This is a genomic window from Bacillus sp. GW823-FHT06B01 (assembly GCF_058952315.1).
Genome location: NZ_JBXAHR010000005.1, coordinates 385,689 through 400,271, shown reverse-complemented (window position 1 = coordinate 400,271; position 14,583 = coordinate 385,689). Strand labels below are relative to the sequence as shown.

Sequence of the window (14,583 nt, the reverse complement as noted above, 5' to 3'; positions counted from 1 at the left end):
TAACTATAAATTTGTATAGACTCATATCATTCCCAAAGTATATTACATCAACCTTAACTGTTACTTCTTTTGGTGATTTTACTTTTAAAGCTGCAGCTCATATATTACGAATGAATAATTAAACAATATTATTGTCTCTATAAAAATAGGCTTCAAAATTTAAAGTACAACATCCTGATAACCTACCTCTGTTACTTCACCTTTCATAAGACAAAGACCTAATCCATTTTCCATATCCCACGTACAGTCAAATGTAAGTCCAATATCAAGAAAATCGATAAGATCATTATCCGGAATAAAAATTCCAACTAAGGTTATTTTTTCAAGAACTTGAGTAGCTGTTTCTATTAAAGGATAACTTTCGTTAGGCTCAACATCGTAACCAAGTTCATCTCTTTTTTGTTTATAATAATCTAATATAGACTCTAAAATACTTTGTTGTAATTGTAGCCATCTTTCTATTAAAAAGTTATATGCCGTATATTGTTCTTTCTCAAAATGACCATCATCTTCTCCCCTAACTATTAACGTCACCTTAACTTCGTTCCCAAAAAAATCAATGTTTTTATATCCAATCCAATCATAATTATTAAACTCAAGTTCGCCAAAATCGGCATCATTTATTTTCATTACATATCTCCTTTATTGTTTACTCTTTCTCCCGAAGTTCGTTCCACCCTATTTACGTGTACTTCCATTAAGTAATGTTTCTTGATCTTTTATGAAGAATGGGGTATTTTCCATGTCTTTTGCTAATATATTTTTAATTATATAATATTAGCAAATTTTGTTAACTTGAATTCATATAAAATAATTTTATAGCATTGCATGCACTAATAAAAAAAGCACTTGTTGCCTTAAGTAGACAATCAAGTGCATTAATTTCATATGTTTTTTAAATAGCATAAATTTTGTAGGTCTTAGCTTGATCTTAATCATATCTTTCTATAAAATACTGCAGTCCAATTGTATCTAACACTCGGTCTACACTTCATATCAGACATTTTTTCATATAAATGTTCTTAGTATATTATTTTTGTAACTTTAAATTAGAAATTAACTCATCTAGACTATCCGAAAGCGCTTCAAACGAACCTCGTTCAAACCCCTCCAATTCAACCTTACCACTTACATTATCTAATACAACTATTAAACCGTTCCCTTCTACACCTATTGGAGTCTTATCAACCTTATTATGATTGTTTTTATACCCTTCTAAATTACTTTCGAAGGAATCCAATTCGATATTTGGTAATACAGGTTCTAACCTAATATAATGATTATCAATAAATCCATCTAAATCAGCAAACCAATAAGAATTAAAATAATCATCAATTGAAGTGTGCAATTTAATTTCAAATTTTTCCTCAATCGTCGTTAAATCATTCTTATTATTTTTTTCAATAGGTTTCCATGAAATTTCTTCTTCATCATCCATTTCACCTATATATATAAATGAATCCACTTCTTCGTTATATGGCGTTTTAAATAAAAAATCTAACCCTTTATCAAAATATTCTTTTCTTAAATTAAAATATTTGCTCATAGCATCCTTCATTACCAAAATAATCACCCTTACTTTTCTAATAGTTCAGCATATTTTTGGTCATTTCCCCAAAGTCTTGGTTGAGGAGGAATCCCATTTAAATCGGGTTTATCACTTGATATTATCACAACAGGACTGCCGTTTTTCGAAACGATTGTTCGTTTCTAGTACCAACCAAAAACATACTTGGGGCGTTACCATAAGGTGGCATGAATGCTAGAGCGTCAAACTTCCTAGCGATAGACGAAAAGACCTAGCGTCCTAACTCAAGCCCCCACTGAAATGTTTCATCTCAGTGGGGGTAGTTGATAATCTACAGCTACTTGCAAACTATCAGTCTTCTTTTCTTCTGCAATGTCTTTGCTAGAACAAGCTACTCCTGACAATGACATGATTGGAACAACTAAAGATAACAATTTACGTTTTATTTACATATTCCCTTTATTGTTTTGATTTATCTGCAATACCCTTTGTTGCTTCATCAAATATCTTTGCACCTATATGCGTCTTACCCATTGACTCATGAAGTTTAGCTTGGTCTTCTTGCTCTATTGCATCAAATAGAAGTTGGAAAGCATCTTCATAATATTGCATGGATTGTTTTATCTCGTTTTGTTCTCCCTCAAATCCTGAAGGTGCTTTTAATTCCTTTAGTTTCTTAGCATTTGCTTTTGCTCCACCTACACTTAGTTGGATTTCACTTTTCTTCTGTACATAAGCCTTGATGTCTGAACCTGCTATTCCTTCAATTAAGTGCATTGTATCTGCAATTGCATTCGAACTGTCTATAATGTCTTGCTTATACTTCGTAACTTCTTCTAAATTAGATACATCGTTTGACTTAGGGGCATCATCTGTTCTTTTTATCGTGTCAGAGTCTGTATCCCCCAATGCACTCTGCTTATCCTTTACAGCTTTATTTGCATTCACAGCGCCTACTCTAGATGTTTCGTCTTGGACAGGTTGGAATCCTGATATCCAATACTTATTACCTCGTTCGATTAACTCTGTGATTTCCTGTTTCTTATCAGGGTCTATATCCTTCTCATTTGCTTTAAAATACTTAGCTTGTTTTGAGTAAGCTTTACTATAACAATCAACTGCTTTTAGTAAATCTTTATGTGATTTTGCATACTCTTTTGGTGGTTCAATCTTATCAAATTTAGCAATGATTGTTTGTAACTCAGATTCTTGTTTTAGGACTTCTTTCTTTAAAGTTTTCTCATCCTTTTCTTTATTCATTGCTACTTCTACTATATTCGTGATTTTTCCCATTAACTCAGATGATAAGCTAGTCATACGTACTGGATAAATGTCTTTCGATAACTTCTCTTTTGTTTCTGCTTTAGACTCTACTTTATCCTTCGCTTTTGAGTCTACTTTATCTGTCCCACAACCTACTAATAACATAACTGGAATTGCTAACATTACGAGTTTCTTTGCTTTCATTATGTATACTCCTATTTAAAAGTTTTTTAATTGACTACCATATGGAACTGTAACATAAAATAAATAAACAAATATAAGCTCATTTTTGCTCTTAAAGGAAATTTTAGGGATTTTAATAATATGATAACATGTATTACGGTTGTAGAGAATCCCCCTTTGTATACCTTTATTCCAAATTTATCCTTATTCATCCCGAAACAAAAATATATGTGATTTTTAGAATGGGTTGTTATAAAAATCTTAAGTCGATGGGCTTGGACTTAGACTTCCAAATATTGTGCGTTCTCATCAAATAACAAACATAAAAAGGATAAATCCTCTCCAAACTTCTCGCCATTATTCATAACGTATTCTTCATTTAATATTTTATCTTCCAAATTTAGAAACCTCCGATATCATTTCAAATTCCTTCAATTGCTCTTCATTCACACTCGAAGATATTTTTCAAATTTGTTCATCTAGAACATTTATTCAATCCTCCATTGAGAACATAAATACTAAATCTCCCCAGCGACTTGACCTGGATTATATAAGACCGCTTGAGTTTTCATTCATTCACTTCTTTAAGTGTTAATCCTTATTCAATTTATCTCTTAATACTCTTTCTCCTGCTGCTTGTTGTGCTACATTTCCTCCTATTGCTCTACCTTCATCAATAAATCGCTTCCGATTTTGCTGGTACTCATATACATTTAATGCATTCATACCTTTTTCTTGATCCTTTAACTGTCTTGCAAATTCTTCTGAATCTAATTTAGTTTTATAATTACAGTTTACTTCCATTTCATCAATTCGCGGAACGTTATGTAGGTCCTTTACTTCACACGTACCCTTATCAGATGGATTTACAAATAGGAAAAGACCTCAATGGTATGTACGATAGGAATAACCTTCAATATTAATTCTTCCATTTGCATAAAAAAACAGCAGAGATTTCTAGTACCTATCTCTACTGTTTTTTCATTAACTTCCAAAACGAACTAATTTTTCATACTCTGTTATGTGTATTTATAACAAATAGTAATGCTTAAATTGCAACATCTTGGTATCCTACCCTAGCTACTTCTTCATTTATTAGACGAATACCTACCCCATTTTCCATGTCCCATGTACAGTCAAATGTTAGTCCAATATATCTGCCTTCAAAGCGTCTAGCAGATGGGACATAAATCTCCACTAGCCTGATCCTTTCAAGAAGCTGATCAATCGTTTCAATTAAAGGATAATTTTCATTATATGAAACATCATACCCAAGCTCATGTCGTTTTTGCTTGTAATAATCTAAAATTGGTTGCAAAATACTTTGTTGAAGATGCCCCCAATTTTGTATTAAAGAATTATACGAAGCATACTGTTTTTCACTAAATTCACCATCTTCTTCACCATCTATCATCAAAGCAATATCGGCTTCTTTGCCGCAAAACTCAATGGTAGTATCTCTACTCCAGACATAATCATATTCAAGCTCACCAAAAACTTCATCATTTATTTTCATTTTAAATTTTCCCCTTTCTATTTATTGGCAAATTCCCCTGACTTAAACGCTCCTGCATTTATCTCTCCTACGCCGCCAAGATGTCCAAATTTGCCATTTATTTCTGATGGTACAAGTTGGATAGTCTTCACATCATTTAATTCGTGCCACGTTAACTTGTATTCTTCTCGATAATCTGCAATGTCTCCCGCTTTAATTTTCCCAGGAGTCATTCCAAATTTGCTTGCCAACTCTGGTGAATTGTTAAGCTGTTCAGCCAACTTTTGATCTGCTTGTTTAAAATTAATAGTTCTAGCTTTTGTTCCGTGCTTGCCGGTCCCGCCTAACATGTATTCAATTTCAAATTGCGCTTTTGCTACTGGTGAAAAATCAGGAACTCCATTTTTATACTCAATTCCATTAATACCAGCTTCATTTAAGATTTTCTGTAACGTAGGATCTGGTGGTGGTTTTAGGGTACATAAAGACTCACCTCTAACCCCTTCAAAAACGACATTTGAATTCGTTTCTGCGGGTGTTTGCTTGAATCTTGATTCATATGTACTGGCAAATTCCTCTTGCTTGAAGGCTGGTGGAACTTCAGCCTCTCTATTACCCGTACCCTTAGTACCACCACTTCCCCGTATCTCCGCAAGCGAAGCTCTAACACTATCAATCTCATCTTGTATCTTCTGATTACTATCAATGCAGTGCCCATGTACCCAGCCTTCTACGTTAGTTCCAACACGTTCGAGAGTTCCGTTATCATTTGTTCTGTAAACAGGAACCTTGACACTTGCTAAGACAAAATTAAAAGGAATGAATCCTACACAATACAAGATTCATTCCTCACTAGATGCTTATAATATTTGTCTAACTTTTTGGGTTCACTTCACAATCAAGTGTTTTTTTAAACTTTAAGTGCAGTTTAACAAAAAAATATTAAGAAACCTATATCAATTTATTACAAATAGCAATGCTCTATATGTCTAATATATGCAAACTAGCTTAATTATTCTTTATAAACAAACCAAGAGCTAAATATTATAAAAAATCCCCAAATTTATTACTTACTTAAAATATATTTATAAAATCTTCTCTTTTTGTTGGAATTTCAGTATTTGTACTCGAGTAATTATTAATAACTGTTTCCATTTCTTTGATTTCCTCTACAGTAATAAAGCTGGTTTCCACTGCACTATTTAAGAAAATTGTAATACTATCGGTAGTAATACTTTCTAATGACTGTGGTAAATATTTTACTTTTTCATTTTTATAGGCTTCCCAAGAAGTATAAGCGACAGCATCAACTAATAGTGACCAGATCCTAGCAATATTCAAATCTTCTTCTTCCTCTGCAAATTCTGAAATTCCTGTAAAGTCTGCGTTATCAATAAGCTCATATAATTCATCCCCAGTAACAGCATGAGATTCAATCCATAACCAACATTTGTCCAAGGCTTCCCTTCCATCCGGATATCTTTCATCATCCTTGCTGATTATAGAAAATACTCTTTCAGCAACTGCTAAAACAAAGCCTACTTTAACTTCTTTTTGTAAATTCTCGATTAATATATTACCCATGATTTCCTCCTTAAATTATTCAATGATCTTTCCATCTTTTAAAACAAAAGATAACAATCCATTAGTTTTAACACTGCCATCAATCTCCGATGTTACTTCTATTGTTAAGTTAGGATATTTTTTGCTAGCTTGATAAAATATACCACTCTTTTCAATAGGATGTGGTTTCAGTAATCCTTTGCTACACTTATTACATACACCTCTTGGGTTAGATTGATGAATTCTAAGTGTACCCGTTACTTCCGTTGGTTCGATTCCTGCTTTTTTTATAGCATAATCAAACTCATTTAAAACTCCTTCTTCAGCATGTCTTGTAAACTGTGCTAACTTAGGATTTTTTAAATGGTCATATGGAGCCCTAATCTCCCTATTTGGTAAGATTGTATCCAATGAAGGCAGTCCAGCTTCTTTTCTAACTTCTGGAGACCCTCCTTCAAAAGCCAAATCCCTAAGGCCTTTTACATCTGTTTTACCAACTGCTATTGTATTAGTCTCTGGAACATTCCACTTTTTCCGTAAAGCATCCAAATCTTCTTTACCTAATTGGATTTTACTATTACCCGTACCCTATGTTGTAATCTTAAACCCTCACAATAAAAAAACAAACCACGTAAACCTTATTAAACTTCTTCTTTTTCTTCCACTACCGGCAATTCATAAGCTGTTTTATATTTCATCATGCCATAAACAATGTTTACAAGCCTTCTCATAATACATACCAATGCTTGTCCCTTTGTTTTTCCTTCTTTTAGTTTCTTCTGATAGTACGCATGAAACACTGGATTTCGTGGCATCTTACTTCTTTTCGCTACTTGCACTTGCTGTACAGCTAAATTATAAAATAAAGCGTGTAACGCCCTGTTTCCTTGTTTGCTTTTATGTGTCTTACCTTTTCCGCCAGAACCAAAGTAAACCGGCGCAATCCCCGCAAATCGTGCTAATTTATTGGCATTTGGAAATCGTCTTACATCCCCAATTTCTGCAATTAATGCTGATGCCGTCACAAGTTCTATTCCCGGCATCGTCTCTAATTGATAATCTAGTAGTTTTACTAGCTGTTTTAATTCTCTTTCGATGTATTTCATTTCCTTCTTTTTAAACTCAATGTCCCTTACAATACTTCTTACTAAAAAATCTCGCGTTTCCTGATACTCTTTCATTGTTTGTCTATCTTCTTTTACAAGTTTTAATATGTCGCTTGCTTTCTTTACTGAACATGTATTGTTGCTAACATCTAATAAAAAAGCTGTTAATTGCTTTATATTCGTCCCCTCTAAACAAGAGGATGACGGATATTGCTGCCAAAACGCTAATGCTGTTTTCCCATCTAACTCTGAGAAAAACTTTTTATAGCTTGGATAATGATGATTTAATTGAATATGTAGTTGATTCTTTAACGCACTTTGTGCTTTTACTAATGCATTCCTTCTTGATACTAGTTGTTGTATCGACCAAAATAAATCGTTTGGCTTTGCATCTGGCAATTGATTAAATTTGTTTACCAATATGCGTGCTACACATTCCGCATCCCAACTATCACTTTTTTGTGTCGTCACATGGCTTTTTCGCTCTAAAAATGATAAAGCTGGATTTACTTCTTTCACTACTTGTTCATGATTTACTAAATATTTCGCTAACGCTCTTCCGTAACCACCAACATCTTCTAAACCAAATACAACAGTTATCCCATCACACACATATGTCTCTACTTCTAATAAGAACTTCGAAAATGCAGATGGTTTATTCTCAAATTGTATTTCTCCTAGTTTCTCTTGCCAACAATTAATAATAACAGCCGTATGATGCTCCTTATGTAAATCTACTCCTACATACAAATAGTTCTGTCTATTATGCATAACTCATCCCTCTATTCAATGATTTAGTCATATATAAAAATGTCGGCAACCTTAGTTCGAGCGTTCATCTTCCGATGCGCATAGGTACGCAAGCCTATCCATTTTCATAATTTCATAAGTACTTATAGTAAAATGAGCGATTTTTTTAAGTACGACTGTTATATAATTGCTGCATGTTGTCCTTTTGTTTGTATTTTCCCGTATTTATACATGCCACGATAAAAATTCTCTCTATCTAACATGCGTTTCACTTGTACTTTCGTAAATTGTTTACCTTTCGCTGTGCAGTATCCTTCTACATTCAATTGTTCTGCCAATTGGGTAAGTGACCAATGTTTAAAAATGTGTCTTAACTCAAATAGTCTACGTACAACTACTGCTTTCCCAGCATCTACTTCTAACACCTTTTGTCCTTTTTTGGCCTTGTAGCCAAAAAGTACGCCACCACCTGCATATCCACCTCGTTCAGCCTTCTTCTTTCTACCTCTACTTAACTTCAACGCAATTTCAAGTCGTTGATATTGGTCTAATAGTTCTAACATGCCATTCACCAAAAAGTCATTTGGATCATGTGTGTAAATACTATAGCTTGATTGTTCAATTGCCTTCACATCCACTTCATGTTTCTTTAGTTCTCGTTGTATTAATACTTTCGCCATATCCGACAATAGCTCTTGTAGTCCATCACGTTCAACTGTTAATCCCTCTTCATCAACAGTCGCTCCGCTTAATCCTCTATCTTCATACACACGAAGTAGTTCTAAATTATTTTCGTTACAGTAACGTTCAATCTCTTCTATTTGATACACTAAACTATACCCATCACGTACTTGTCCTTCCGTTGAAACTCGTATGTAACCAACTACTTTCTTTCCCATCATAAATCCCCTCCCGTTACAGTAATTTGAGTCCCTGTAACGTTTATCCGTTTTTTTGCGGATAACGTGTTCGTAACGTAAATCCGTTAAAACGTACTTTACGATGACTTCAAAACATAATACAACCCTTTATTTTTACAATAGTTTTTTCTCTAGTAGTGTCGTACACTGTACAAAGCCACTACAGTTTATAAAATTTAACACTTAATACATTTATAAAATTATACGTTTACCAACTTATTTCTACTCTAAAATGCAAAAAGCACTTGTTGCCATAATTGACAATCAAGCGCTTTAAGTTCATCTGTTTTTAAGTAGCTTTAATTTATAAGTTTTATAATAATAGTATGACACCTTATATATATCGTGACAAATATTAATTTAAAACTAACGAGCTTGTACGAGTTCGTTAATTTTATGTCTCTTCCATGCGTTTATATTCATCTTTCGGTAAAATGTCATCTCACCTAAGCTCGCACCTCGTTTTCTGTTCTATCATTGTACGTAATACTCCATGATGGTACAACCATCATGGGTCTCTACTTTTAAACCACTTATTGTTTTTCTTTCCACTACAAATATACTTTATTTTTTATCTGGTGAATATACAATTATTCTCCCTTGTGGATATTCACCTTCCCATCCACAAGGCCATCCCCCAAGCTTATAAACCTCAAAGATTCTTTCATAAAAATTATCAACTTTTCCATTTACTAAACGATTTAGTGCACACATATGTAAATCTCCAATTATTTCTTCAAAAATATCAATATATTGTAATACAAAATCACCTGGATAGTTCTCAGATGATTGAATAATCTCCCTTATAGGACGCTCCATAGAGTTTAAATCATGCTCATATAATTGTCCTATTATTTCCCCACCTTCTGAGGATTTAATATCTTCCCAAACGTTTTCAACCTCATCCAAATCTTGAGACCATGCCAATTCTTGTGCTCTTTCATACTCATTAACCATAACAACATCACGATTTAGAAGGTTTTCATTATGAAAAAGTTGTAAATTTGTAATAAAATTAATAACCTCTTCGACTAATTGAGTGTTTTTTCCGTACTTCATTTATTTATCCACCTTTCCCAAAGTTCTTCAGTAGCACCGCCACCTCTTTGCCAAATCTTTATTTCTTCATTTAATTTTGTTTTGTAAAACTTCTCAATACCAATTTCTAATACCTTTGATTTGTATAATGGCAAGCCACTTTCTGTACCTTTTTTTAATTTTTGTTGCAATTCAAATACTTGTTGTTCCAACTCCTTAATACTTTGATTGATATTTAATTTATCTAACTGATCTTTAACCACATTATTATATACACTATGAAATCCTCTATGCCTAGACAAAGCACTTGGATCTTTTGCTGGTATCGGTAAAAATATCCCGTTATCAGCATGATCCATATCCATTCCAATTTTCTTTAATACCGGATGATTTCTTAAATTTTTAGGTATTATATGTTGCGCCTGATATCCTTTCCGTGATGCAGAACGTGGAAGCCCCATGGATTCCAATAAATTTTGCCCTAATTTTGTAGAACTACCTCCTGTAACCTTTCCAGGGGGACCTGGAATAAGTCTAGTAGCTTTACCCGTACCCTATGTTGTAATCTTAAACCCTCACAATAAAAAAGCAAACCATGTAAACCTTATTAAACTACTTCTTTTTCTTCCACTACCGGCAATTCATAAGCTGTTTTATATTTCATCATGCCATATACAATGTTTACAAGTCTTCTCATAATACATACCAATGCTTGTCCTTTGGTTTTGCCCTCTTTAAGCTTCTTTTGATAGTATGCATGAAACACTGGGTTTCTAGGTAACTTACTTCCTTTCGCTACTTGCACTTGCTGTACAGCTAAATTATAAAATAAAGCGTGTAACGCCCTGTTTCCTTGTTTGCTTTTATGTGTCTTACCTTTCCCACCAGAACCAAAGTAAACAGGCGCAATCCCCGCAAATCGTGCTAATTTATTGGCATTTAGAAATCGTCTTATATCTCCTATCTCAGCTATTAATGCTGATGCCGTCACAAGTTCTATTCCCGGCATCGTCTCTAATTGATAATCTAGTAGATTTACTAGCTGTTTTAATTCTTTTTCGATGTATTTCATTTCTTTCTTTTTAAACTCAATCTCCCGTACAATACTTCTTACTAAAAAGTCTCGTGTGTCTTGATATTCCTTCATTGTATGTCCATCTTCTTTTACAACTTTTAATATGTCGCTTGCTTTCTTTACTGAACATGTATTGTTGCTAACATCTAATAAAAAAGTTGTTAATCGCTTTATATTCGTCCCCTCTAAACAAGAGGGTGACGGATATTGCTCCCAAAATGCTAATGCTGTTTTTCCATCTAACTCTGAGAAAAACTTTTTATAACTTGGATAATGGTGGTTTAATTGAATATGTAATTGGTTCTTTAATGCACTTTGTGCTTTTACTAATGCATTCCTTCTTGAAACCAATTGTTGTATTGACCATAATAAATCGTTTGGCTTTGCATCTGGTAATTGATTAAATTTGTTTATCAATATGCGTGCTACACATTCCGCATCCCAACTATCATTTTTTTGTATCATCACTTGACTTTTTCGTTCTAAAAATGATAAAGCTGGATTTACTTCTTTTACTACCTGTTCGTGATCTACTAAATATTTCGCTAATGCTCTTCCATAACCGCCAACATCTTCTAAACCAAATACAACAGTTATCCCATCACACACATATGTCTCTACTTTTAATAAGAACTTCGAAAATGCAGATGGTTTATTATCAAATTGTATTTCTCCTAATTTCTCTTGCCAACAATTAATCATAACAGCCGTATGATGCTCCTTATGTAAATCTACTCCTACATACAAATAGTTCTGTCTATTATGCATAACTCATCCCTCTATTCAATGATTTAGTCATATATAAAAATGTCGGCAACCTTAGTTCGAGCGTTCATCTTCCGATGCGCATAGGTACGCAAGCCTATCCATTTTCATAATTTCATAAGTACATATAGTAAAATGAGCGATTTCTTTAAGTACGACTGTTATATAATTGCTGGATGTTTACCGTTTACTTGTATTTGCCCGTATGTATATATCCCTCGATAAAAACTCTCTCGGTCTAACATGCGTTTCACTTGTACTTTCGTAAACAGCTTTCCTTTCTCTGTACGATAGCCTTCCGTATTCAGTCGCTCTGCCAATTGAGTAAGTGACCAATGCTTAAAAAAGTGTCGTAGCTCAAATAGCCTACGTACAACGATTGCTTTACTAGCATCTACTTCTAACACTTTTTGTCCTTTGTTTGCCCTATAACCAAACATCACACCGCCCCCTGCATATCCACCTTGTTCCGCTTTTTTCTTTCTGCCTCTACTTAGCTTCAACGCAATCTCGAGACGTTGATATTGGTCTAATAGCTCTAACATGCCATTTACTAAAAAATCATTTGGGTCATGTGTGTATATACTGTAATTGGGTTGTTCAATTGCTTTCACATCTACCTTGTATTTCTTTAGCTCTCGTTGTATTAACACTTTTGCCATATCAGAGCGCCATAACCGAGATGTATTTAGTACAATCACGTGGCTCACTTGATGATATGTCATATCTGACAATAATTCTTGTAAACCTTCACGTTCAACTGTTAATCCATCTTCATCTACTGTCGCTCCGCTAATTCCTTTATCTTCGTATATGTGAAGCAGTTGTAATTCATTCTCGTTACAGTACCGTTCAATTTCTTCTACTTGATACGCCAAGCTGTACCCTTCACGTACTTGACCTTCTGTTGAAACTCGTACATAACCAACTACTTTCTCTTCCATATTGAGTCCCTTCCCGTTACAGCAATTACAATCCCTGTAACGTTTACCCGTTTTTTGCGGATAACGTGTGCATAACGTCCATCCGTTAAAACGTACTTTACGATGACTTCAAAAAATAACACAACCCTTTATTTTTCCCTCTACTATCGTCGTACACTGTACATAGCCATTACAATCTATAAAACAACAATAAAAATTTAACACTTAATGCACTTATAAAATTATAATGCTCTTTTAAATTTCTACGCTAAAACGCAAAAAAGCACTTGTTGCCTCTAGTTGACAATCAAGTGCTTTAAGTTCATCTGTTTTTAAGTAGCATTAAATTTGTAAGTTTTATGGCAACAGTATGACACCTTTTATATGTCGTGACAACTACTACAGTAAAAATTACGAGCTTGTACGAGTTCGTTAGTTTTATGTCCATTCCATGTCTTTGTATTCGTCGCACAGTAAAATGTCATATCGCCTAAGCTCGTACTTCGTTTTCTATTCTATCATTGTACATAGTACTCTATGATGGTACAACCATCATGGAGTATCTATTTTCAAACACCCTATTATTTTTTCTATCCACTTCACATAAAATTTATTTTTCATTCATCATTATATTTTTTAATCGTGTAATTTACTTAAAAAATCAGTAAATGTATCTGCAATGTAAAATACATTTTCTCTTGCGATTTTCTCTGCTTCTTCTGCCGTAATCCCTTCACTTTCCATCAGCGCTTCCTTTTCCCATGCATCTTCATGTTCCCAAAAAACAACAATTGGATTTTCTTCATGATTTTTATAATCAAAGCAAATTAAATTTCCTGCTGGGTCAAATGCAAATGGAATTAATTCTTTAGGTAATGTATCACTAAAGTCATTATATACTTCAACTATATATTCGTCACTATTTTCATCAAAAGATAATAAAGTCCCAAAAACTCTCTCATGATTATTCACATTAAATATTTCTGGTTCCACATTAGCACCATTATTCACAGCTACACATTTTATATAATCGTTTGGAAATTTAACACCTATTTCATTACCAATTTCCCCTACAAAATCTTCACTTACAGTTGCATCAGCAAATTGCCACTCTACTTTTCTCATCTAATTCCATCTCCCCATAATTTATTTCCACCTAAGTGATTTACTTTATGTACTTTTGAAATAACTAATTGCATCTTGCCAGGGACTTGATGGTGATGCCAAGTTAATCCTTTTATTCTTGCCTTACCAGCATTTATTTGAGCTAATTGATCTGGAGAAAACAATTCTTTTGGAATCTTGCCTGAATCAATCGCTTCTTTTAATTTCCTTGTACATTCCTTAAACTGTGCCTCATCTGGACTAATATGTAAATTCTTATCTAGTCTCATTGTAAATTTAACATCGTCCCCTTTAAATATTGGGAATCCTAAAATATCAAAATCTACTCCTTTTTTCACATGTGTTCCTCCTGCTAAAGGCTTATTTAATATATTATTTTTCGTTTTAGTATTCAAATATGTTTCTGTTAGTCCCACGACTTCTTTAAACTCTTCAACACTATCATACCCAAATTCTTTGATAGTAGTATCATCTACTTGTTTTAAGAAATCTTCAACACTATCATATCCCTTAGGCACAATTGATCTATTAATCAAATTTCCGTCTTTATCGTAATTATTTTTAATTACTTCGTCAATTTCAGATCTATGAACAGTATTACCCGTACCCTTAACCCCACCACTCTCCAAATTCGAGATCCTACTCTGAATACTCGCCTTTGAGGCATCATGGGCTTCTTGGAATTTCCCGCTATAGTTCGTTCCAGATCTAACGACACTTCCATCTGGCATGATTTCTACACCTTTAGCGAATGGGGTTACGGAGTCCACACCTTTTACTAATTTTTCAATTATATAATATTCACGACTTAATCTATCTAACAATCCTTAAAAATAATCTATATTGATT

Annotated in this window: 16 protein-coding genes; all 16 read right to left on the bottom strand. The window is 33.6% G+C overall.

What is annotated here, in order from left to right; translation table 11 throughout:
* Window positions 1–159 precede the first annotated feature (159 nt).
* Window positions 160–630: a DUF6985 domain-containing protein gene (locus tag AC1Q8N_RS23640; protein WP_000700046.1), complete on the bottom strand. Its 471-nt coding sequence runs from the start codon at window positions 628–630 to the stop codon at window positions 160–162.
* A gap of 400 nt (window positions 631–1,030) precedes the next feature.
* Window positions 1,031–1,546, bottom strand: coding sequence for a SecY-interacting protein Syd (locus AC1Q8N_RS23635; protein ID WP_170957022.1), 516 nt, complete (start codon window positions 1,544–1,546; stop codon window positions 1,031–1,033).
* A gap of 441 nt (window positions 1,547–1,987) precedes the next feature.
* Complete coding sequence (locus AC1Q8N_RS23630) at window positions 1,988–2,995, bottom strand: DUF7018 domain-containing (lipo)protein (protein WP_404519665.1); 1,008 nt, start codon at window positions 2,993–2,995, stop codon at window positions 1,988–1,990.
* Window positions 2,996–3,565: 570 nt separating this feature from the next.
* On the bottom strand, window positions 3,566–3,778 hold the full coding sequence (locus AC1Q8N_RS23625; protein ID WP_098079962.1) for a polymorphic toxin type 15 domain-containing protein: 213 nt from the start codon (window positions 3,776–3,778) through the stop codon (window positions 3,566–3,568).
* 244 nt (window positions 3,779–4,022) lie between these two features.
* Window positions 4,023–4,490 (bottom strand): DUF6985 domain-containing protein, encoded by a 468-nt coding sequence (locus tag AC1Q8N_RS23620; RefSeq protein ID WP_098079964.1) that lies wholly within the window; start codon window positions 4,488–4,490, stop codon window positions 4,023–4,025.
* 17 nt (window positions 4,491–4,507) lie between these two features.
* Window positions 4,508–5,308 carry an HNH endonuclease gene (locus tag AC1Q8N_RS23615; RefSeq protein ID WP_141520063.1) on the bottom strand — a complete coding sequence of 267 codons (801 nt, stop codon included), beginning with the start codon at window positions 5,306–5,308 and terminating at the stop codon, window positions 4,508–4,510.
* 235 nt (window positions 5,309–5,543) lie between these two features.
* Entirely contained in the window at window positions 5,544–6,053 is a 510-nt protein-coding gene (locus AC1Q8N_RS23610; RefSeq protein WP_000526867.1) for an Imm6 family immunity protein, read from the bottom strand.
* A 15-nt stretch (window positions 6,054–6,068) separates the two neighbouring features.
* Window positions 6,069–6,581, bottom strand: coding sequence for a hypothetical protein (locus AC1Q8N_RS23605; RefSeq protein ID WP_016118296.1), 513 nt, complete (start codon window positions 6,579–6,581; stop codon window positions 6,069–6,071).
* 92 nt (window positions 6,582–6,673) lie between these two features.
* The gene (locus AC1Q8N_RS23600; RefSeq protein WP_404519664.1) at window positions 6,674–7,909 is read right to left on the bottom strand and encodes an IS110 family RNA-guided transposase; all 1,236 of its coding nucleotides are present in this window, start codon (window positions 7,907–7,909) and stop codon (window positions 6,674–6,676) included.
* A gap of 158 nt (window positions 7,910–8,067) precedes the next feature.
* Window positions 8,068–8,787 carry a recombinase family protein gene (locus tag AC1Q8N_RS23595; protein WP_493521398.1) on the bottom strand — a complete coding sequence of 240 codons (720 nt, stop codon included), beginning with the start codon at window positions 8,785–8,787 and terminating at the stop codon, window positions 8,068–8,070.
* Window positions 8,788–9,372: 585 nt separating this feature from the next.
* Window positions 9,373–9,867, bottom strand: coding sequence for a hypothetical protein (locus AC1Q8N_RS23590; RefSeq protein ID WP_000873545.1), 495 nt, complete (start codon window positions 9,865–9,867; stop codon window positions 9,373–9,375).
* Entirely contained in the window at window positions 9,864–10,376 is a 513-nt protein-coding gene (locus AC1Q8N_RS23585) for an AHH domain-containing protein (protein ID WP_493521402.1), read from the bottom strand. Before AC1Q8N_RS23585 ends, AC1Q8N_RS23590 begins: the two co-directional genes overlap by 4 nt.
* A gap of 77 nt (window positions 10,377–10,453) precedes the next feature.
* Entirely contained in the window at window positions 10,454–11,689 is a 1,236-nt protein-coding gene (locus tag AC1Q8N_RS23580) for an IS110 family RNA-guided transposase (protein ID WP_098079966.1), read from the bottom strand.
* A 158-nt stretch (window positions 11,690–11,847) separates the two neighbouring features.
* The gene (locus AC1Q8N_RS23575; RefSeq protein WP_098635548.1) at window positions 11,848–12,630 is read right to left on the bottom strand and encodes a recombinase family protein; all 783 of its coding nucleotides are present in this window, start codon (window positions 12,628–12,630) and stop codon (window positions 11,848–11,850) included.
* A gap of 615 nt (window positions 12,631–13,245) precedes the next feature.
* The gene (locus AC1Q8N_RS23570) at window positions 13,246–13,734 is read right to left on the bottom strand and encodes an SMI1/KNR4 family protein (protein WP_001233226.1); all 489 of its coding nucleotides are present in this window, start codon (window positions 13,732–13,734) and stop codon (window positions 13,246–13,248) included.
* Entirely contained in the window at window positions 13,731–14,558 is an 828-nt protein-coding gene (locus AC1Q8N_RS23565; RefSeq protein ID WP_404519662.1) for an HNH endonuclease, read from the bottom strand. Before AC1Q8N_RS23565 ends, AC1Q8N_RS23570 begins: the two co-directional genes overlap by 4 nt.
* Window positions 14,559–14,583: the final 25 nt, after the last annotated feature.

Excerpts from the sequence above, each read along its gene's own strand:
- AC1Q8N_RS23640 (WP_000700046.1), bottom strand. The coding sequence starts at position 630 with ATGAAAATAAATGATGCCGATTTTGGCGAACTTGAGTTTAATAATTAT.
- AC1Q8N_RS23635 (WP_170957022.1), bottom strand. The coding sequence starts at position 1,546 with ATGAGCAAATATTTTAATTTAAGAAAAGAATATTTTGATAAAGGGTTA.
- AC1Q8N_RS23630 (WP_404519665.1), bottom strand. The coding sequence starts at position 2,995 with ATGAAAGCAAAGAAACTCGTAATGTTAGCAATTCCAGTTATGTTATTA.
- AC1Q8N_RS23625 (WP_098079962.1), bottom strand. The coding sequence starts at position 3,778 with ATGGAAGTAAACTGTAATTATAAAACTAAATTAGATTCAGAAGAATTT.
- AC1Q8N_RS23620 (WP_098079964.1), bottom strand. The coding sequence starts at position 4,490 with ATGAAAATAAATGATGAAGTTTTTGGTGAGCTTGAATATGATTATGTC.
- AC1Q8N_RS23610 (WP_000526867.1), bottom strand. The coding sequence starts at position 6,053 with ATGGGTAATATATTAATCGAGAATTTACAAAAAGAAGTTAAAGTAGGC.
- AC1Q8N_RS23600 (WP_404519664.1), bottom strand. The coding sequence starts at position 7,909 with ATGCATAATAGACAGAACTATTTGTATGTAGGAGTAGATTTACATAAG.
- AC1Q8N_RS23595 (WP_493521398.1), bottom strand. The coding sequence starts at position 8,787 with ATGGGAAAGAAAGTAGTTGGTTACATACGAGTTTCAACGGAAGGACAA.
- AC1Q8N_RS23590 (WP_000873545.1), bottom strand. The coding sequence starts at position 9,867 with ATGAAGTACGGAAAAAACACTCAATTAGTCGAAGAGGTTATTAATTTT.
- AC1Q8N_RS23580 (WP_098079966.1), bottom strand. The coding sequence starts at position 11,689 with ATGCATAATAGACAGAACTATTTGTATGTAGGAGTAGATTTACATAAG.
- AC1Q8N_RS23575 (WP_098635548.1), bottom strand. The coding sequence starts at position 12,630 with ATGGAAGAGAAAGTAGTTGGTTATGTACGAGTTTCAACAGAAGGTCAA.
- AC1Q8N_RS23570 (WP_001233226.1), bottom strand. The coding sequence starts at position 13,734 with ATGAGAAAAGTAGAGTGGCAATTTGCTGATGCAACTGTAAGTGAAGAT.